Source organism: Cupriavidus sp. WGlv3 (assembly GCF_023952475.1).
GTDB classification, from domain to species: Bacteria; Pseudomonadota; Gammaproteobacteria; order Burkholderiales; family Burkholderiaceae; genus Cupriavidus; species Cupriavidus phytorum.
In genome coordinates, this window is the sequence record NZ_JALHRX010000020.1 from 34,934 (window position 1) to 51,826 (window position 16,893).

The 16,893-nt window shown below is 70.0% G+C and carries 18 protein-coding genes; 10 read left to right on the forward strand and 8 right to left on the reverse strand.

Going from position 1 to position 16,893, the window contains the following annotated elements; translation table 11 throughout:
- The first annotated feature begins 3 nt into the window (after positions 1–3).
- From ccmA to ccmI, 9 genes are read left to right on the forward strand one after another with little or no spacing between them, the layout of a single operon-like run.
- Entirely contained in the window at positions 4–654 is a 651-nt protein-coding gene (ccmA, locus tag MKD38_RS25175) for a cytochrome c biogenesis heme-transporting ATPase CcmA (RefSeq protein ID WP_371925744.1), read from the forward strand.
- The gene (gene ccmB / locus MKD38_RS25180; RefSeq protein WP_252681180.1) at positions 651–1,328 is read left to right on the forward strand and encodes a heme exporter protein CcmB; all 678 of its coding nucleotides are present in this window, start codon (positions 651–653) and stop codon (positions 1,326–1,328) included. Before ccmA ends, ccmB begins: the two co-directional genes overlap by 4 nt.
- Complete coding sequence (locus MKD38_RS25185; protein WP_252681183.1) at positions 1,325–2,095, forward strand: heme ABC transporter permease; 771 nt, start codon at positions 1,325–1,327, stop codon at positions 2,093–2,095. The genes ccmB and MKD38_RS25185 overlap by 4 nt, the downstream gene beginning before the upstream one ends.
- Positions 2,092–2,241, forward strand: a complete 150-nt coding sequence (locus MKD38_RS25190; protein WP_252681186.1) for a heme exporter protein CcmD — start codon at positions 2,092–2,094, stop codon at positions 2,239–2,241. The genes MKD38_RS25185 and MKD38_RS25190 overlap by 4 nt, the downstream gene beginning before the upstream one ends.
- The gene (gene ccmE, locus MKD38_RS25195) at positions 2,238–2,708 is read left to right on the forward strand and encodes a cytochrome c maturation protein CcmE (protein WP_252681188.1); all 471 of its coding nucleotides are present in this window, start codon (positions 2,238–2,240) and stop codon (positions 2,706–2,708) included. Before MKD38_RS25190 ends, ccmE begins: the two co-directional genes overlap by 4 nt.
- On the forward strand, positions 2,705–4,732 hold the full coding sequence (locus MKD38_RS25200) for a heme lyase CcmF/NrfE family subunit (RefSeq protein WP_252681191.1): 2,028 nt from the start codon (positions 2,705–2,707) through the stop codon (positions 4,730–4,732). The genes ccmE and MKD38_RS25200 overlap by 4 nt, the downstream gene beginning before the upstream one ends.
- Positions 4,729–5,271: a DsbE family thiol:disulfide interchange protein gene (locus MKD38_RS25205; protein ID WP_252681194.1), complete on the forward strand. Its 543-nt coding sequence runs from the start codon at positions 4,729–4,731 to the stop codon at positions 5,269–5,271. The genes MKD38_RS25200 and MKD38_RS25205 overlap by 4 nt, the downstream gene beginning before the upstream one ends.
- A complete protein-coding gene (locus tag MKD38_RS25210) occupies positions 5,264–5,731 on the forward strand; it encodes a cytochrome c-type biogenesis protein (RefSeq protein ID WP_305882534.1) in 468 nt (155 codons plus the stop codon). The genes MKD38_RS25205 and MKD38_RS25210 overlap by 8 nt, the downstream gene beginning before the upstream one ends.
- The gene (gene ccmI, locus MKD38_RS25215; protein ID WP_252681197.1) at positions 5,728–6,927 is read left to right on the forward strand and encodes a c-type cytochrome biogenesis protein CcmI; all 1,200 of its coding nucleotides are present in this window, start codon (positions 5,728–5,730) and stop codon (positions 6,925–6,927) included. The genes MKD38_RS25210 and ccmI overlap by 4 nt, the downstream gene beginning before the upstream one ends.
- Before the next feature lie 3 nt (positions 6,928–6,930).
- Here the strand turns inward: ccmI and MKD38_RS25220 are convergent, their stop codons facing one another.
- Both MKD38_RS25220 and kbl read right to left on the reverse strand, forming a co-directional pair.
- Positions 6,931–7,887 (reverse strand): L-threonine 3-dehydrogenase, encoded by a 957-nt coding sequence (locus MKD38_RS25220; protein WP_252681199.1) that lies wholly within the window; start codon positions 7,885–7,887, stop codon positions 6,931–6,933.
- Positions 7,887–9,086: a glycine C-acetyltransferase gene (kbl, locus tag MKD38_RS25225; RefSeq protein WP_252681202.1), complete on the reverse strand. Its 1,200-nt coding sequence runs from the start codon at positions 9,084–9,086 to the stop codon at positions 7,887–7,889. The genes MKD38_RS25220 and kbl overlap by 1 nt, the downstream gene beginning before the upstream one ends.
- 113 nt (positions 9,087–9,199) lie before the next feature.
- Between kbl and MKD38_RS25230 the strand changes: the two genes are divergently transcribed.
- Positions 9,200–9,796, forward strand: a complete 597-nt coding sequence (locus tag MKD38_RS25230) for a helix-turn-helix domain-containing protein (RefSeq protein ID WP_252681204.1) — start codon at positions 9,200–9,202, stop codon at positions 9,794–9,796.
- Positions 9,797–9,839: 43 nt separating this feature from the next.
- Here the strand turns inward: MKD38_RS25230 and MKD38_RS25235 are convergent, their stop codons facing one another.
- From MKD38_RS25235 to MKD38_RS25260, 6 genes are all read right to left on the reverse strand, one after another.
- On the reverse strand, positions 9,840–11,006 hold the full coding sequence (locus MKD38_RS25235) for a xanthine dehydrogenase family Fe-S subunit (RefSeq protein WP_252681206.1): 1,167 nt from the start codon (positions 11,004–11,006) through the stop codon (positions 9,840–9,842).
- A gap of 8 nt (positions 11,007–11,014) precedes the next feature.
- Positions 11,015–11,842: an FAD binding domain-containing protein gene (locus tag MKD38_RS25240; protein WP_252681207.1), complete on the reverse strand. Its 828-nt coding sequence runs from the start codon at positions 11,840–11,842 to the stop codon at positions 11,015–11,017.
- 3 nt (positions 11,843–11,845) lie between these two features.
- Positions 11,846–14,230, reverse strand: a complete 2,385-nt coding sequence (locus tag MKD38_RS25245; RefSeq protein WP_371925746.1) for a xanthine dehydrogenase family protein molybdopterin-binding subunit — start codon at positions 14,228–14,230, stop codon at positions 11,846–11,848.
- A gap of 133 nt (positions 14,231–14,363) precedes the next feature.
- Positions 14,364–14,990 (reverse strand): N-carbamoylsarcosine amidohydrolase, encoded by a 627-nt coding sequence (locus MKD38_RS25250; protein ID WP_252681305.1) that lies wholly within the window; start codon positions 14,988–14,990, stop codon positions 14,364–14,366.
- Positions 14,990–16,048 carry a 2,5-dihydroxypyridine 5,6-dioxygenase NicX family protein gene (locus MKD38_RS25255; protein ID WP_252681211.1) on the reverse strand — a complete coding sequence of 353 codons (1,059 nt, stop codon included), beginning with the start codon at positions 16,046–16,048 and terminating at the stop codon, positions 14,990–14,992. The genes MKD38_RS25250 and MKD38_RS25255 overlap by 1 nt, the downstream gene beginning before the upstream one ends.
- Positions 16,039–16,893: an alpha/beta fold hydrolase gene (locus tag MKD38_RS25260; RefSeq protein ID WP_252681213.1), complete on the reverse strand. Its 855-nt coding sequence runs from the start codon at positions 16,891–16,893 to the stop codon at positions 16,039–16,041. The genes MKD38_RS25255 and MKD38_RS25260 overlap by 10 nt, the downstream gene beginning before the upstream one ends.

Below are 16,893 nucleotides of genomic sequence, written 5' to 3' on the forward strand. Positions count from 1 at the left end.
CGCGTGCTGCCACCCGCCGCCCGGCCCGGTTCGATCCCTCCCGCGCTGAGCGGTGAAGGGCTCGGGCTGTCGCGCGCCGGCCGCCCGGTGCTGCGCGGCATCGACCTGGCGCTGTCGCCCGGCTGCCTGCTGCAGGTACTGGGCGCCAACGGCAGCGGCAAGACCAGCCTGCTGCGCGTGCTGTGCGGCCTCGCCGTGCCGGACCAGGGCACGCTGCACTGGCACGGCCGGCCGCTGCGCGCCGGCGATCCTGCCTACCTGCAAGCACTTGCCTATGTCGGCCATGCCAATGGCATCGACCCGGACCTGAGCCCGGCTGAAAACCTGCGCTTTGCCGCGCGCATGGCCGGCAGCGATGCGGCCGGCGCGGTCGCGAATGCCCTGGCCGCGCAGGCGCTGGAGCGTGTCGCGCACACACCGGTGCGCGCGCTGTCGCAAGGGCAGCGGCGGCGCGTGGCGCTGGCGCGCCTGTCGCTGGCGCGGCGCGCGCTGTGGCTGCTCGACGAACCGGTGGCCGCGCTGGATGCCGACGCCTGCGCGCGCTTCGACGCACAGCTCGACGCGCATCTGGCAGCGGGCGGCATGGCCGTGATCGCCACCCACCAGCTGCTGCGCGCCGGCGGCACGGTGCTGTGGCTGGGGGCGGCGGCATGACCCGCACCCTGGCCGCCATCGTCGCGCACGACGTGTCGCTGTCCTGGCGCCGGCGTGGCAGCCTGCTCGGCAGCGTGGTGTTCTTTGTCATCGCGGCGAGCCTGTTCCCGCTGGCGATCGGTCCCGAGCCGCAGCAGTTGCGCGCGCTGGCGCCCGGGATCCTGTGGGTCACGGCGCTGCTGGCGTCGATGCTGTCGCTGTCGCGGCTGTTTGCGCAGGAGCACGCGGATGGCAGCCTCGACCAGCTGCTGCTGTCGCCGCATCCGCTGGCGCTGCTGGTGCTGGCCAAGATCGCCGCGCACTGGCTGACCAGCGGCCTGCCGCTGTTGCTGCTGACGCCGTTGCTGGCGCAGCAGTACGGGCTGCCGTGGAGTGCATCGCTGCTGCTGTCGGCCTCGCTGCTGGTCGGCACGCCGGCGCTTTCCCTGATCGGCGCGGTGGGCGCCGCGCTGACGCTGGGCGTGCGCGGCGGCGCGGTGCTGCTGTGCATCCTGGTGCTGCCGCTGTGCGTGCCGGTGCTGGTGTTCGGCGCCAGCGCCGCGGCAGCGGCCGATGCCGGGCTCGACGTGGTGCCGCAGTTCTCGTTGCTGGGCGCGTGCCTGGCGCTGTCGCTGTTCCTGTGCCCGCTGGCCACTGCCGCGGGGCTACGCATCGCCATGGAGACGCCGGCATGAGCCAGCCGCTGCCATCGCTGCACACTGCCGGGACGCCGCGGGCGCACATCCCCTGGATGGCGTACGCGGCGCCGGTGCGGTTCTATCCGCTGGCCGGACGCATGGCGCCGTGGTTCTTCGCGGCGGCGGCGTTGTTCGCCCTCGCCGGCTTGTATGTCGGCTTTGCCCTGGCGCCCACCGACGCGCAGCAGGGCGAGGTCTACCGCATCATCTTCATCCACGTGCCGGCGGCATGGATGTCGATGTTCATCTACCTGGTCATGGCCGGCTACTGCGCGCTGGCGCTGGTGCTGCGCACGCGGCTGTCGTCGATGATGGCCTCGGCCCTGGCGCCCACCGGCGCGCTGTTCACGGCGCTGGCGCTCTGGACCGGTGCGCTGTGGGGCCAGCCCACCTGGGGCACGTGGTGGGTATGGGACGCGCGGCTGACCTCCGAGCTGATCCTGCTGTTCCTGTACCTGGGCTTTATCGCGCTGGAAGCCGCCATCGACGAGCCGCGCCGCGCCGAGCGCGCCTGCGCGGTGCTGGCGCTGGTGGGCGTGGCCAATATCCCGGTGATCTACTTCTCGGTGCAGTGGTGGAACACGCTGCACCAGGGCGCTTCGGTCAGCCTGACGGCGGCGCCGTCGATGGCCGCCACCATGCTGGCCGGCATGCTGCTGATGACGCTGGCGTGCTGGATGTACACCATCGCCGTGGCGCTGGTGCGCGTGCGCTGCATCCTGCGCGAGCGCGGCGAGGTGCCGGTCGACGGAGAGACATCATGAGCTTGTCGTCGCTGCTGCCCTACGGGGCCCATGGCATTTTCATCGCTGGCGCATTCGGCATGAGCGCACTGTTGCTGGCGCTGGAACTGGTGCTGCTGGCGCGCCGCTGCCGCGCCAGCGCGCAACAGGCCGGCACGCGCCGATGACGCCGCGCCAGCGCCGCTTCGGCATGCTCGCCGCGGCCCTGGCCTGCGGCGGCATCGCGCTGGCGCTGGTGCTCAATGCCTTCCGCTCCAACCTGGTGTTCTTCTTCAGCCCGAGCCAGGTGGCCGCGCAGGAAGCGCCGGTGGCGCGCAGCTTCCGGCTTGGCGGACTGGTCGAACCCGGCTCGATCCGGCGAGAAGGCGACGGCATGACCGTGCGCTTCGTCGTCACCGACACCGCGCGGCAGGTGCCGGTGCGCTACCGCGGCCTGCTGCCCGACCTGTTCCGCGAGGGCAAGGGCGTGGTCGCGCGCGGCAAGCTGGAAGCCGACGGCACCTTCGTCGCCAGCGAGGTGCTGGCCAAGCACGACGAGAACTACATGCCGCCCGAAGCCGCCAATGCGCTCAGGCAGGCTGAACAGGTGAACCGCCGCATGGCCGGGGCGCCGGCGCAGGGAGCGCGCCAATGATCGCCGAACTGGGGCACTTCGCGCTGATCGTCGCGCTGCTGGTCGCGCTGGTGCAGGCGGCAGTGCCGCTGGCGGGCGCGGCAAGCGGCAGGCTGGCGTGGATGGCGGTGGCGCGGCAGGCGGCGCACGTGCAATGCGTGCTGGTGGCATTGTCGTTCGCGGCGCTGGCATGGGGCTTTGTCGCGAATGACTTCAGCGTGCGCTATGTCGCCGCCAACTCCAACAGCGCCCTGCCGCTTGCCTACCGCATTGCAGCGGTATGGGGCGGGCATGAAGGCTCGATGCTGCTGTGGACGCTGATGCTGGCGCTGTGGTCGCTGGCGGTGGCGCGCTACAGCCGCCAGCTGCCGCTGGCCGCGGTGGCGCGCGTGCTGGGCGTGATGGGGGCGATCAGCGCTGGCTTCCTGCTGTTCCTGCTGTTTGCCTCCAACCCGTTCATACGGCTGCTGCCGCCGGCGATGGCGGGGCGCGACCTCAACCCGCTGCTGCAGGACCCCGGCATGGTCTTCCACCCGCCGCTGCTCTACATGGGCTACGTCGGCTTCTCGGTGACCTTTGCCTTTGCCGTGGCGGCGCTGCTGGCCGGGCGCGTCGATGCCGCCTGGGCGCGCTGGTCGCGGCCGTGGACCACGGTGGCGTGGGCCTTCCTGACGCTGGGCATCATGCTGGGCAGCGCGTGGGCATATTACGAGCTGGGCTGGGGCGGCTGGTGGTTCTGGGATCCGGTCGAGAACGCCTCGTTCATGCCATGGCTGGCGGGAACCGCACTGATGCATTCGCTGGCGGTCACGGAGAAGCGCGGCGCGTTCCGCGCGTGGACCGTGCTGCTCGCCATCTTCACGTTCTCGCTGAGCCTGCTCGGCACCTTCCTGGTCCGCTCCGGCGTGCTGACCTCGGTGCATGCGTTCGCGGTCGATCCCAGGCGCGGCATCTTCATCCTGGCGCTGCTCGGCCTGGTTACCGGCATCGCGCTGGCGCTGTACGCATGGCGCGCGCCGCGCTTGTCGCGCCGCGTTGAGTTTGCCGCGGTCTCGCGCGAGTCGCTGCTGCTGGCCAACAACGTGCTGCTGGCGGTGGCGGCGGCAACGGTGCTGCTCGGCACGCTCTACCCGCTGCTGGTCGATGTGCTGGGGCTGGGCAAGATCTCGGTCGGCCCGGCCTACTTCGAACAGGTGTTCGTGCCGCTGATGGCTCCCGCGGTGCTGCTGATGGGCGCGGCGCCGCTGGCGCGCTGGCGTCATGGCAGCCTGCCCGACATGGCACGGCGGCTGCGCTGGGCCGGCATCGCCAGCGTGGCCATCGGCCTGGGGCTGTTGCTGGTGCTGCGCAATGCTTCCGCCATGACCGGGCTGGGGCTGCTGCTGGCGGCCTGGTGCGTGCTGAGCGCGGTGGCGAGCCTGGCGGCACGGCTGCGCCACCAGCAGGGGCGCAGGTTCAGCGCGCTGCGCCAGCTCGCGCCCAGCTACTGGGGCATGCTGCTGGCGCATGCCGGCGTCGGCATCTTCATCGCGGGCGTGACGCTGGTCACCGGGCAGGAAAGCCTGCGCGAACTGCCGATGCGCGCGGGCGATACCGTCAGCGTCGGCGGCTACGACTTCCGCTTTGCCGGCGTGAGGCAGGCCGCCGGTCCCAACTACGACGCGCTGCGCGGCACGCTGACCGCATCGCGCGACGGCAAGCGCGTGGCGGTGCTCTATCCCGAGCGCCGCATCTACCGCAGCCAGGACATGCCGACCACCGAGGCCGCGATCGACAGCGGCCTGACGCGCGACCTCTATGTGGCGCTGGGCGAGAACGTGGCCAACGGCGTCGATGGCAGCGCCTGGGCCGTGCGCATCCACGTCAAGCCTTTTGTGGACTGGATCTGGGCGGGCTGCGTGCTGATGGCGCTGGGCGGCCTGCTGGCCGCGTGCGACAAGCGCTACCGCCTGCGCCGCCGCGTCGCGGCCGAATCGCCGCCGGCGCCGGTGAATGAACCTACCGCGCCCGCACTGGCCTCCACGCGCGAGGAGACGCCGGCATGACCCGCTTCCTGTTGCCGCTCGCCGCCTTCCTCGCGCTGGCCGTCGCGCTGGCGGCGGGGCTGCGCCACGATCCGCGCGAGCTGCCCTCGCCGCTGGTCGGCAAGGCCGCGCCGGCCTTCGCGCTGCCGCTGCTGGAGCCGGAAGGCCGCACGCTGGCGTCCGCCGACATGCGCGGCAAGGTGTGGCTGCTGAACGTGTGGGCCTCGTGGTGCGCGGCCTGCCGCACCGAGCACCCGGTGCTGGTCGATTTCGCCGCGCGCGCGCCGGTGCCGCTGTACGGCCTGAACTACAAGGACGAGGCCGGCGCCGCGCGCGACTGGCTGCGGCGGCTCGGCAACCCCTACACCGCATCGCTGGTCGACGCCGACGGGCGCGTGGGCATCGACTACGGCGTCTATGGCGTGCCCGAGACCTTCGTCATCGACCAGCAGGGCGTGGTGCGCTACCGCCAGGTCGGCCCGGTCACGCGCGAGGTGCTGGAGCAGAAGCTGTTGCCGCTGATCGAGCGGCTGCAGCGCCAGGGAGGAGGCCATGCATAGGCTGCGCGCTGCGCTTGCCCCGTGGCTATGCTGCCTGTCGATGCTGGCGACTGCCGCGCCGACCGAGGCCGAGCTTGATGCGCGCGTGCATGCGCTGTCCAATGAACTGCGCTGCCTGGTGTGCCAGAACCAGACGCTGGCCGATTCCAACGCCGACCTGGCGGTCGACCTGCGCCGCCAGATCCGCGAGCAGCTGCGCGGCGGCGCCAGCGACCAGGCGGTCAAGGACTACCTGGTGCAGCGCTATGGCGACTTCGTGCTGTACAAGCCGCCGCTGCGGCCGCTGACGTGGCTGTTGTGGTTTGGCCCCCTGCTGCTGGTTGCCGGCGTCGCATGGGCAATCGTGCGGGCTCGCGCAAGTCATCGCGGCACGGGTGCTGCACTCGACGACAGCGCGCGGCGCGACCTTGAAAGCCTGCTCAACGACGCCGCCGATCCTGCCCGCCCAAGACAACCATGACGACCTTCTGGCTGCTCGCCGCCGCACTGATCGCCGCCGCCATGGCGGGCCTGCTGTGGCCGCTGCTGCGCCGCCACGCCATTCCTGACCCCGGCACGCCGGAGCGCACGCTGCTGGTCGACCTGTACCGCGACCAGTTGCGCGAACTCGACGCCGACCTGCGCACCGGCACGCTGAGCGCGGCCCGCCATGCCGAAGCCCGCGACGAACTCGCCCGCCGGCTGCTGGATGAAGCCGCGGACACCGCCACCGGCACGCACCGCGCCAGCACTTGTCCCCTACTCGCCGCGGCATTGCTGGCGGCGTTGCCGAGCGCCGCCATCCTGCTCTACCTGCACCTGGGCAACCCCGTCGCGCTCTGGCGCGCCGACGACGTGCCGCAGGCGAGCGGCAGCCAGCACCAGCTCAGCGGCGCGCAGGTAGAAGGCATGGTCAACCAGCTGGCGCAACGGCTGCGCGAGGCTCCGGCCGATCCCGCAGGCTGGGCCATGCTGGCGCGCTCCTACAGCGTGCTGGAGCGCTATGCCGACGCGGCCGCGGCCTACGCCCGTGCCGTCGAGCTGGCGCCCGAGGTGGCATCGCTGCGCGCCGATTACGCCGACGTGCTGGCCAGCCTCAATAACGGCTCGCTGCAAGGCGCGCCCATGGCGGAGATCAGGCGGGCGCTGGGGCTGGATCCGGATGACCCCAAGGCGCTGGCACTGGCGGCCAGCGCGGCGGTGGAGCGCGGCGACAGGCAGGCGGCGATCGGCTACTGGGAACACCTGCACCGGCTGCTGCCCCCGGACTCGCAAACCGCGGCGCGCGTGGCCGCCAACCTCGCCGCGGCGCGCGGCACGTCCGCCGCGCAGCCGGCGCAGATTACGGGCATGGTCACGCTCAGCGAAAAGGCCGGGCGCACGCCGCAGCCGGGCGACACCCTGTTCGTCTACGCCCTGCCCGCCGACGGCTCGCGCATGCCGCTGGCGGTGCTGCGCCGGCAGGCGCGCGACCTGCCGCTGACGTTCACGCTGGACGATGCGATGGCGATGCGGCCCGACCGCAAGCTGTCGGCACACACGCAGGTGGTGGTGGAAGCGCGCATTTCCGCAAGCGGGAATGCCCTGCCGCAGTCGGGCGACCTGGTCGGGCGCAGCGGTCCGCTGGCAGTCGGCAGCGAAGGCGTGCGGATCGCCATCGACGCCGCGATGCCATAGCGCTCAGGCGGCCAGCGTCGCCCTCAGGTTGGCCAGCATGTCCGCGACCATTTCCTCCAGGCCGTACTGCGCCTTCCACCCCCAGTCCGCGCGCGCCACCGAATCGTCGATCGAATCCGGCCAGCCTTGCGCGATGGCCTGGCGATAGTCGGGTTCGTAGCGGATCTCGAAGTCCGGCACATGCTTGCGGATCGCCGCGGCGATCTGCGCGGGCGTGAAGGTGGTGCCGGCGATGTTGTAGCTGCCGCGCTCGCCCAGCCGTTCCGCCGGCGCCTCCATCAGTTCGATGGTGGCGCGCAGCGCGTCGGGCATGTACATCATCGGCAGTGCCTCGTCTTTCTTCAGAAAGCACGTGTAGGGCTCGCCCTTCACGGCCGCATGGAAGATGTCGACCGCATAGTCGGTGGTGCCGCCGCCCGGCGGTGTCTTGTGCGAGATCAGACCCGGATAGCGCACGCTGCGCACATCGACGCCGTGGTTGGCGTGGTACCAGCGGCACCAGCCCTCGCCGGCCTGCTTGGAGATGCCATAGACGGTGGTCGGCTCCATCACGGTCTTCTGCGGCGTATCCACGGCTGGCGTGGTCGGGCCGAACGCCGCGATGGAACTGGGCCAGAACACGCGCTCCAGCCCGGTCTGCCGCGCCAGCTCCAGCACGTTGAGCAGGCTCGTCATGTTCAGGTTCCACGCCCATTGCGGCGCCTTTTCGCCGGTGGCCGACAGCGCCGCCGCCAGCAGGTAGACCTGCGTGATGCCATGGCGCTCGACCACGGTGGCGAGTTCGCCGCGGTCGGTGGCGTTGAGCATCTCGTGCGTGATGTGCACGTGGCGGCCGGTCGGCACCACGTCGGAGGTGATGACGCTGGTGCGGCCGTAGCGCTCGGCCAGCGCCAGTGCCAGCTCGGAGCCGATCTGGCCGTTGGCGCCGACGATCAGGATCCTGGGGGTGCTGTCGGCCATCAGATCAGCCCCAGTTCGCGGCCGGCCGCGCCGAACGCATCCAGCGCCGCCTGCAGCGCGGCCTCGTCATGCAGCGCGCTCATCTGCACGCGGATGCGGGCCTGGCCCTTGGGCACCACGGGGTAGAAGAAGCCCACCACGTACACGCCCAGCTCCAGCAGCCGCTGCGCGAGCTGCTGCGCCTTCTCCGCGTCGTAGACCATGATCGGAATGATGGGATGCTCGCCCGCCTTGACGTCGAAGCCCAGCTTGTCCAGCCCCGCGCGGAAGAACTTCGTGTTGCGTTCCAGCCGGTCGCGCAGCTCGGTGCTGCCTTCCAGGAGATCGAGCACCGCGATCGATGCCCCGACGATGGCCGGCGCCACGGTATTGGAGAACAGGTACGGCCGCGAGCGCTGGCGCAGCAGCGCCACCACTTCCTGGCGCGCGCTGGTGAAGCCGCCGGACGCGCCGCCCAGCGCCTTGCCCAGCGTGCCGGTGATGATGTCGATCTTGCCGAACACGCCGCGCAACTCATGCGTGCCGCGCCCGCGCGCGCCCAGGAAGCCAGTGGCGTGGCATTCGTCGATGCCCAGCAGCGCGCCATGCTTGTCGCAGATCGCGCGCATCTCGTCCAGCCGCGCGATGGTGCCGTCCATCGAAAACGCGCCGTCGGTAAATACCAGCACGAAGCGCGCGCCGTCCGCGCGCGCCTGCGCCAGCTGCACGCGCAGGTCGTCGAGGTCGTTGTGCTGGTAGCGGTAGCGGCGCGCCTTGCTCAGGCGGATACCGTCGATGATCGAGGCATGGTTGAGCGCATCGCTGATGACCGCGTCCTCGGCACCCAGCAGCGTCTCGAACAGCCCGCCGTTGGCATCGAACGCCGAACCATAAAGGATGGTGTCCTCGGTGCCCAGGAACGCCGACAGCCGCGCTTCCAGCGTCTTGTGCAGGTCTTGCGTGCCGCAGATGAAGCGGACCGAACTCAGCCCGAAGCCATGCGTGCGCAGCGCTTCGTGCGCGGCCTCGATCACGCGAGGGTGCGACGACAACCCAAGGTAGTTGTTGGCGCACAAATTGATCACTTCGCGGCCGTCGGTGGTGCGCACCCGCGCGCCCTGCGGCGTGGCGATCACGCGCTCCTGCTTGAACAGCCCGGCCTCGCGGATCGCGTCGAGTTCGGTACGGATGGATGCGTAGAATGCCTCGGCATTCGACATGGCTGGCTCCCGGTGAGGTGCAGTGGTGTGCTGGGGCTATGCTACGATTCGATCGATAAATCGAACGTGTTCTGTATATCGAACATTTTGCGCAATATAACGAACATCCATCCATGACGCAAGCCTCGGCCCAGACTCCGCAAGCCGAAGGCCCGCCGGCAGTCGGCCTGGCGCTGCAGGCATTGCGCCAGCAGCAGCGGCTGTCGCTCGACGAACTGTCGCGCCGCGCCGGCGTATCCAAGTCGATGCTGTCGCAGATCGAACGCAACCTGGCCAACCCGACCGTTGCGGTGCTGTGGCGCCTGGCCAATGCGCTGGGCGTGAGCCTGGCCGACTTCCTCGCCGGCGGCGCCGCCGAGCGTCCCGGCGCTGGTATCACCGTGCTGCAGCCGCACGCGATCCCGTCGCTGAAAAGCCCCGATACCCGCTGCGACCTGCGCATCCTTGGCCCGATCGAACTGGCCGGGCGCTTCGAGTGGTATGAGCTGACCATCCAGGCCGGCGGCGTGCTGACCTCCGAGCCGCACGAGGCCGGCACGCAGGAACACCTGACGGTATTGGGCGGGTCGATGACGGTGCGCGCTGGCGCCGACGAGAAGAAGCTGCGGCACGGCGAGACCGCGCGCTATGCGGCTGATGTCGCACATGCGATCTCCAATGGCGGCAAGACCGCTGCCACCGCACTACTGGTTGTAGTGCATCCGGGGTAAGGCGGGCAAGGGAGGCAGCGCCCGCCCCGCCCCCGGCAAGCGTTCAGCGGGCGCCGAACAAGCGCTTGACACGCTCCCACAGCACGCCGAAGAACATTGCCACCGGGTTCAGGCGCACGGCCTGGTTGCGTTCGGCCTCGCTGAGCGTGGGGTCCATCCTGCGCGATACCGACCTGCCGAAGTCGGCGATCATCCGCCGCACGAAGTCCCGCACCAGCCCCGAGCGCGAGAACTGGGCCAGCGGCCCTTGCAGCGAATACTGCAGGTCGACCGCGACTTCGGTCCCGCCGGCAGACAAGGCCCTGAGCAGGTAGGCGATATCGCCCGCGGCCTTGGAATTGCTGAGCGAGTCCTGTCCCGCACCCTTCAGCACGCCGCGCTTGTTCGCATCATCGCGCTGCAGGCGCGCGGCCCCCTCGAACCTTGCCGACATGGGGCCGAACTTGATCGCGATATGGCCCTTGACCTTCTCCCCGGCCACTTCCGTCAGCACCGCGCCGGGCAGGCAGCCCGCCACGGCCGGCAGGTCCGCCATGAAGGCCCATACCTCGTCCAATGCATAGGGCACGGTGAAGCCGCCTTCGATCCGCGACCAGCCCTTGCGGTCGGCCGAGCGCTCGGGCTCGGCGCTGCCCGCTGCGGCAAGGTGCGGCTGCGTGCCGAGCGCCTCGTCCGCGACCGTGAAGCCCGCGAACGGCAACGGTGCGAAAGCCGCACCGGCATGCCGCGCGATCACGCCGGCGGCCGCGCGGCGCGCTTCCAGCACCGAACGGATCGCGGCGACGATGCCCATATAGCCGGTGCAGCGGCACAGGTTGCCTGACAGTTCATGGCGGATGGTGGCTTCGTCGGCATCGGGCAGGCGCAGCACGATATCACGTGCGGTGGCCAGCATCCCGGGCGTGCAGTAGCCGCATTGCAGGGCGTGGTGCCGGTTGAAGGCGGCGCGCAGATCGGCCATGACCGCGTCGTCCTCGTAGCCCTCCACCGTGACGATGTCGGCGCCCTGGCAGGCGGCGGCAAAGGTGATGCACGAGCGCACCGGCTTGTCGTCGACCAGCACGGTGCAGGCGCCGCACACGCCGTGCTCGCAGCCCAGGTGGGTGCCGGTCAGGCGATGCGTGTCGCGCAGGTAGTCGCCCAGGTGCGTCCGGTCCGCGCACGCGCCGGACACCCGGCGGCCGTTGACGGTGAATTCGATAGTCTGCACGGCGCTCCTCAGTTCAGCAGTTGCGTGACGCAGCGCATCACGACGGTTCGGTACAGCTTGCGGTCGATGGCGTCCTTGCCCGGCGCGGCCTGGGCGACCGCCTCGGCGACGGCATCGGCCGTCAGCGCGGCCGCGCCCTGCGCCGCGACGGCGCGCGTCAGGCCGGGCAGCACCATCGGCGGCCCATCCAGCGCACCGAGCACGATGCGGGCGAAGCGGCGGCTGGCGTCGAAGTACGCGGCGCAGCTGGCCTCGGCGAATTCGCCGGTCTTGCGGCAGAGCTTCTGGTAGCCCCAGCGGCTGTGCGCCGTTTTCAGCGGCACCCGCACCGCGGCGATCAGCTCGCCGTCGGCCAGCACGGTGGTGTAGGCGCCGAGCATGAACGACTCCATCGGCACTTCGCGCGTGCCGGCGGCGGACGCGATCTCGATGTGCGCGCCCAGCGCGGTCATGGCCACGACCCAGTCGGCCGCGGGGTCCGCATGCGCGAGGCTGCCGCCTACGGTGCCGCGGTTGCGGATCGCCCGATAGGCGATGCCGCCGGCAACGGCCTGCAGCATGGTGCCGCGCAGCGGCTCGAACACGCCATCCTCGATCTGTGCGTGGGTCACGCAGGCGCCGATGCGGATGCCGTCGGCGGTTGCGGTCACGTCGCGGAGCTCGCGCAGCGCCGACACGTCGACCACCGTATCGGGCCGGGTCAGGCGCAGGTTCAGCATCGGCCCGAGCGATTGCCCGCCGCCCATGGCCTTGGATATATCGGTGCCCGCGCCCAGGCGGGACAGCGCCTCCGGCAGCGAGCCGGGCGCGTGGTAGGAGAATGCAACGGCTTTCATCGGTCAGGCTGCCTTCCTGTTTTGGGCATCGGCCTCGGCCGCTTCCAGTGCTTCCAGGATCTTGCGCGGCGTCAGCGGCGTCTCCTTCAACTCGACGCCAAAATCACGCAGCGCGTCGTTGACGGCATTGAAGATCGCCGCCGGCGGCGCGATCGCCCCGCCCTCGCCCATGCCCTTGGCGCCGAACTCCGTATGCGGTGACGGCGTCTCGAAATGATGGATGCGGATCGACGGGATCTCGGTCGGCCCCGGCAGCATGTAGTCCGCCAGCGTCGACGCCAGTGGCTGGCCGTTGCCGTCGTAATGCATCGCTTCGAACATCGCGGTGCCGATACCCTGCGCCACGCCGCCGTAGGTCTGCCCTTCGACCACCATCGGGTTGATCATGGTGCCGCAGTCCTCCACCACGACGTAGTCAAGAATCTCGACGTGGCCGGAATCGATGTCGACTTCCACCGCCACCGCATGCGTGGCATAGGTAAAGCTGCCGGTATCGACGGCGGGCTTGAAGCCCATCGTGACTTCCAGCCCCTGCGCATCGACGTCCGGTGGCAACAGGTGCGGGTTGATGTACCAGGCGTTGGCGATGCGCGCGATGTCGGCGGTGCCCGCATCCCCGGCCGCCACGGCCCCGTCGCGGAACACCACGGCATCCTGCGGCAGGCCCAGCATGTGCGCACCGATCCTCAGCAGGCGCGGCAGCAGCGCCTTGCACGCGCGCGACACCGCGCCGCCGGACATCACCAGCGAGCGCGACGCATACGTGCCCGTCGAGAACGGCGTCAGGCCGGTATCGCCGTGCACGACCTTGATCCGCGCGATGTCGATGCCAAGGATCTCGTTGGCGATCTGCGCGAAGGTGGTCTCCATGCCCTGCCCGTGCGAATGCACGCCCACGCGCACCTCCAGCCCGCCGTCCGGCGTGATGCGTACCGTCGCCGAATCGAAGCCCGGAATCACCGGAGTGCCCCACGCGGCGAACACCGAGGTGCCGTGCGCCGATTGCTCGGTGTAGGTGCCGAAACCCACGCCGACATAGGTGTTGCCCTGGGGGCCCGCCCTCTGGCGTGCGCGGATCGCGGGCAGGCCGATCATCTCCATGGCCTTGCGTACGCTGGCCGGGTAATCGCCGCCGTCGAAATGCTTGTTGGTGACGTTGACATAAGGCATGGCCTCGGGTGGCACGAGGTTTTCGCAACGCACCTCCCAAGGTTCGCGTCCCACCTCGCGGGCGATGGCGTCGATCATCAGTTCCATCGCAAAGCAGACGCCGGTGCGCGCCACGCCGCGATAGGGTACGAAGCCCGGCTTGTTCGTCGCCACGCAAGTGGTTTCGCAGCGGTAGCCGTCAAAGGCGTACGGCCCCGGCAGGTTGCCGATCGCCTGCCCCGGTTCCAGCCCGATGGTAAAAGGCCATACCGAATAGGCACCGCCATCGATCACGACCTTTGCATCGAGCGCCAGCAGGCGGCCGCGCGCATCGGCATACGCGGTCAGGTCGTAGTGGTGCTCGCGCGAGTTCGCGCCAGCGGTCAGGTGCTCGCGCCGGTCCTCGATAAAGCGGAACGGGCGCTTGTGGGTCAGCGCCAGCCAGGCGATGCACAGCTCTTCCTGCTGCAGCACGCACTTGTAGCCAAAGGCGCCGCCCACGTCGGGCGAGATCACCCGCACGCGCTCCTGCTCCAGCCCCAGGCACTGCGCCAGGATCGTGCGGATCATGTGCGGCACCTGCGTCGCGCTGTAGACCACCAACTGGTCGAACTGATGGTCCCAGTAGGCCAGCACCGCCTTGCCTTCCATCGGCACCATGCACTGGCGCGCGAGGTCGATCTGGCGGCGCACCACCACCGTGGCCTCGCGCTGGCGCGCCTCGAAGTTCTTGTCGGCGGTCAGCGTCAGGAAGGTGTTGTCGCGCCAGTGGTCGTGCACGCGCACCTCGCCGGCTAGCTGGCGGGCCTGCGCCACGTCGGCCAGCGCGGGCAGCTCGTCGAACGACACGGCAACCTGCTCGGCAATGTCCTCGGCCTCGGCGCGCGTGGGCGCGAATGCCATCGCCACCGGCTCGCCGACAAAGCGCACCTTGCCGCAGGCCAGAGGCGGCTGCGCCGAGGGCTGGTAGGACGGGAAGGACGAGTCGGCGACGATGTCGCTGGCCGCCGTCATGTCTTCACGCACGATCACCGCGGCGGCGTGTTCAGACGGCTTGGCCACGGACAGCAGCCGGGCGTGCGCCACCGGGCTGCGCAGGAACGCCACTTCCTGCAGGTCCGGCATGGCGATGTCCGCGACGAAGCGGCCCTTGCCGTGCAGGTGGCGCGCGTCCTCCTTGCGCGCCACGCGGGCGCCGACGCCCTGCCCGCGCGAGTTTTCCGGATGATCCGGTTCCATCGACGATGTCATTGGCCTGTCCGTTCCGAAGCGTGGTTTATTCAGCATACTGAGCAAAATCCTATGAAAACGGCCCCTGCCCTGTCAATTGGGCTTTACCGCATCCCGGCAGCCGCCCCGCCCCTTCAGGCGCCTATTCGCGCACGCCGATGGCGGCAAGTCCCTCCGCCCGCGTCGCGACCGTTGCGTACTTCTGCGCCATGTCGAACAGATTGGCCTCATGCGGCCCCAGCGCGCGGTCGCCCACGCAGTCGGACAGCACCAGCGGGCGGAAGCCGTACTGCATCGCATCGACCACGCTGGCGCGCACGCAGCCGCTGGTGACGGCACCGGCCACCACCAGCGTGCGCACGCCGCGCTGCGTCAGCCATGCCGCCAGCGACGTGCCGAAGAAAGCCGACGGCACGGTCTTGCGCACCACCGGCTCGCCCGGGCGCGGCGCCAGTTCTTCCACGATGGCGCTGTTGAAGGCATGCTCCTTCAGCGTCAGCATGTTCGGCACTTTCATCGAGAAGACGTTGTGGTCGGCGCCATCGTCGGCAAAGACGATGCGGCTGTGCGCGACCGGCCAGCCTTGGCGCCGCGCCACCGCGAGCAGCGGCACGGTACTGGCAATGGCCTCGCGGATATTGCCGCCGCCGAAGACCGCCGGATCGGCAAAGCCGTTGACGAAGTCCACGATCAGCAGCCCGAAGGGCCCATCCAGCTCCAGCGCATTGCCGAAGCCCTGGCGCTGGTACGCGCCGATTTCCTTGTGCATCACGACTTGTCCTCCGGGTAGCGGAAACCGTCGGTCACCTTGCCCGCGGTCACCACGTCGACGCCGTCCAGGCGGACGGTGCAGCGGCGCACCGGGATGTCGATATGGCAGGCCGTGGTGCGATGGCCGCCGGCCTCGTTGTTCGGGCCGAGCGAGAACAGGAAGTTGCCCTCGAACGCGCGCGCATCCATGCCAATGGTGGCCTCGCGGTCGTACAGGCCCAGCGTCGACCAGTGCGCGCGCGGCTGCAGCCCCCAGCCGATATGCGAGATCGCGTACGCTTCCGGGTCGTTGAACGACGCCATGTACTCGCTCAGCAGCTCGGCATGGAGCCCGCCCTCGATGCGCGTCGCAAAGCCGGCCTCCACCGTCAGGCGGATCGGCTCGGTCACGTAGGTCTTCTGCGGCAGCAGGATGTCGCCCTGGTCCAGCACGATGGTGCCGTGGGCGGCGCCTTCGTCCGGCCAGGTCAGCGCGAAGCCGCTGGGCCAGTGGTCCCAGCGCCCGGGCTCGTCGACAAAGCCGTACTCGCTGATGGCAGGGAATTCACCCAGCGGGCAGCGCAGGTCGGTGCCGGCGGGCGAGACCACGTGCATTTCCTTTGCGCTTGCCAGCCGCTGAGACGCCGCCTTCACGCGTTCGCGATCGGCCTCGCAGGGCACCAATCGGGCCAGCACCTCGGGCGGCTCGACGGCGAGCAGGATTTTGGTGCCGCCCTGCAGGATCTCGTGCTGCTCCGGCGAGAACAGCAGCGTCATCAGATCCAGCACCAGGTCGCTCGCCTTCAGTGCGGCGATGGCCGCCGGATTGCCGGTCAGCGGCGTGGTACCGAGGTAGGCGAGCGCATCGCGGCTCAGTGCCTTCTCGCCGTTGACGGGCGGCAGGTCGAGCCGGTTGACGATGGCGCCCATCGATTGCGTGGCGGTGAGCGCGGTGGACAGCGTCTGCGGGTGGGTAGCGGCGCTGGTGAGGATGGTGACGGTCTGTCCCGGCTCCAGCCGGGACAGCCGCAGCACCTTGCGCCAGGCCTCGATCATCTGGTGGTCGCTTACCGGCATGTCGGCTCCTTGTTCGCTGATTGCGCCAGCGGCGCGCCGAGGAAATCCCCCAGCGCCGCGTAAAAGCCAGCTTCGTCGTCCCACGGGATCATGTGGCCGGCATTGGCGACGTGGCTGCCCAGCACGCCGGGCAGCAGCGTGCGGATTTCCGCGACGTCTTCGGGCCGCACCACGTCGCCACGGCCTGCGGTCATCAACAGCGTGGGCACCCCGACCCGCGGCATGTCGGCGTGGACGTCGTCACGGTGGAAGTCCTCGAAGCTGCGCACCACCGCGTCTTCGTTGCAGGTGTGCAGCCATTCGGCGCGCAGGCGCAGTTGCGCGTCGGTCCAGGTCGGGCAGAAGCGGCGCATGCCTTCCAGGTCGGTGCCTTCCCGGGACAGCCGGATCGAATCGACGTACCACGGCAGTTGCGCCGGATATGGGCGACGCCCGGGGCCCGAGACAGGCGGGTCGACCATCACCAGCCGCGCCAGCCCGTGCGGCCTTCCCGCCGCGGCTCGCAGGCCGATCCGCGCGCCCATCGAATGGCCGACCACGCTGTAGCGCGGCAGGCCCAGCGCTTCGGCAAAGGCGACGACGTCGCGCGCCTGCGCATCGAGGCCATAGTCGAGCCCCGGCTCCGCCGACGACAGCCCGCGGCCGCGCACGTCGAGGATGTAGGTGTCAAAGCGCGTGCCGAACTGCTCGCCGACAAACCCCCATGTGATCGCGGGGCTGGTGATGCCGGGCACGATAACGACGGCGTCGCGCCCGGCACGCTCGCCCTCATTGCCGCCGTAGCGCAGGTAATGCTGGCGGATGCCATTGGCATGAACCTGGCCTCCGTATTGGAAGGTACTCAT

Excerpts from the sequence above, each read along its gene's own strand:
- ccmB (WP_252681180.1), top strand. The coding sequence starts at position 651 with ATGACCCGCACCCTGGCCGCCATCGTCGCGCACGACGTGTCGCTGTCC.
- MKD38_RS25185 (WP_252681183.1), top strand. The coding sequence starts at position 1,325 with ATGAGCCAGCCGCTGCCATCGCTGCACACTGCCGGGACGCCGCGGGCG.
- MKD38_RS25190 (WP_252681186.1), top strand. The coding sequence starts at position 2,092 with ATGAGCTTGTCGTCGCTGCTGCCCTACGGGGCCCATGGCATTTTCATC.
- ccmE (WP_252681188.1), top strand. The coding sequence starts at position 2,238 with ATGACGCCGCGCCAGCGCCGCTTCGGCATGCTCGCCGCGGCCCTGGCC.
- MKD38_RS25200 (WP_252681191.1), top strand. The coding sequence starts at position 2,705 with ATGATCGCCGAACTGGGGCACTTCGCGCTGATCGTCGCGCTGCTGGTC.
- MKD38_RS25205 (WP_252681194.1), top strand. The coding sequence starts at position 4,729 with ATGACCCGCTTCCTGTTGCCGCTCGCCGCCTTCCTCGCGCTGGCCGTC.
- MKD38_RS25210 (WP_305882534.1), top strand. The coding sequence starts at position 5,264 with ATGCATAGGCTGCGCGCTGCGCTTGCCCCGTGGCTATGCTGCCTGTCG.
- ccmI (WP_252681197.1), top strand. The coding sequence starts at position 5,728 with ATGACGACCTTCTGGCTGCTCGCCGCCGCACTGATCGCCGCCGCCATG.
- MKD38_RS25220 (WP_252681199.1), bottom strand. The coding sequence starts at position 7,887 with ATGGCCGACAGCACCCCCAGGATCCTGATCGTCGGCGCCAACGGCCAG.
- kbl (WP_252681202.1), bottom strand. The coding sequence starts at position 9,086 with ATGTCGAATGCCGAGGCATTCTACGCATCCATCCGTACCGAACTCGAC.
- MKD38_RS25230 (WP_252681204.1), top strand. The coding sequence starts at position 9,200 with ATGACGCAAGCCTCGGCCCAGACTCCGCAAGCCGAAGGCCCGCCGGCA.
- MKD38_RS25240 (WP_252681207.1), bottom strand. The coding sequence starts at position 11,842 with ATGAAAGCCGTTGCATTCTCCTACCACGCGCCCGGCTCGCTGCCGGAG.
- MKD38_RS25245 (WP_371925746.1), bottom strand. The coding sequence starts at position 14,230 with ATGGAACCGGATCATCCGGAAAACTCGCGCGGGCAGGGCGTCGGCGCC.
- MKD38_RS25250 (WP_252681305.1), bottom strand. The coding sequence starts at position 14,990 with ATGCACAAGGAAATCGGCGCGTACCAGCGCCAGGGCTTCGGCAATGCG.
- MKD38_RS25255 (WP_252681211.1), bottom strand. The coding sequence starts at position 16,048 with ATGCCGGTAAGCGACCACCAGATGATCGAGGCCTGGCGCAAGGTGCTG.
- MKD38_RS25260 (WP_252681213.1), bottom strand. The coding sequence starts at position 16,893 with ATGAGTACCTTCCAATACGGAGGCCAGGTTCATGCCAATGGCATCCGC.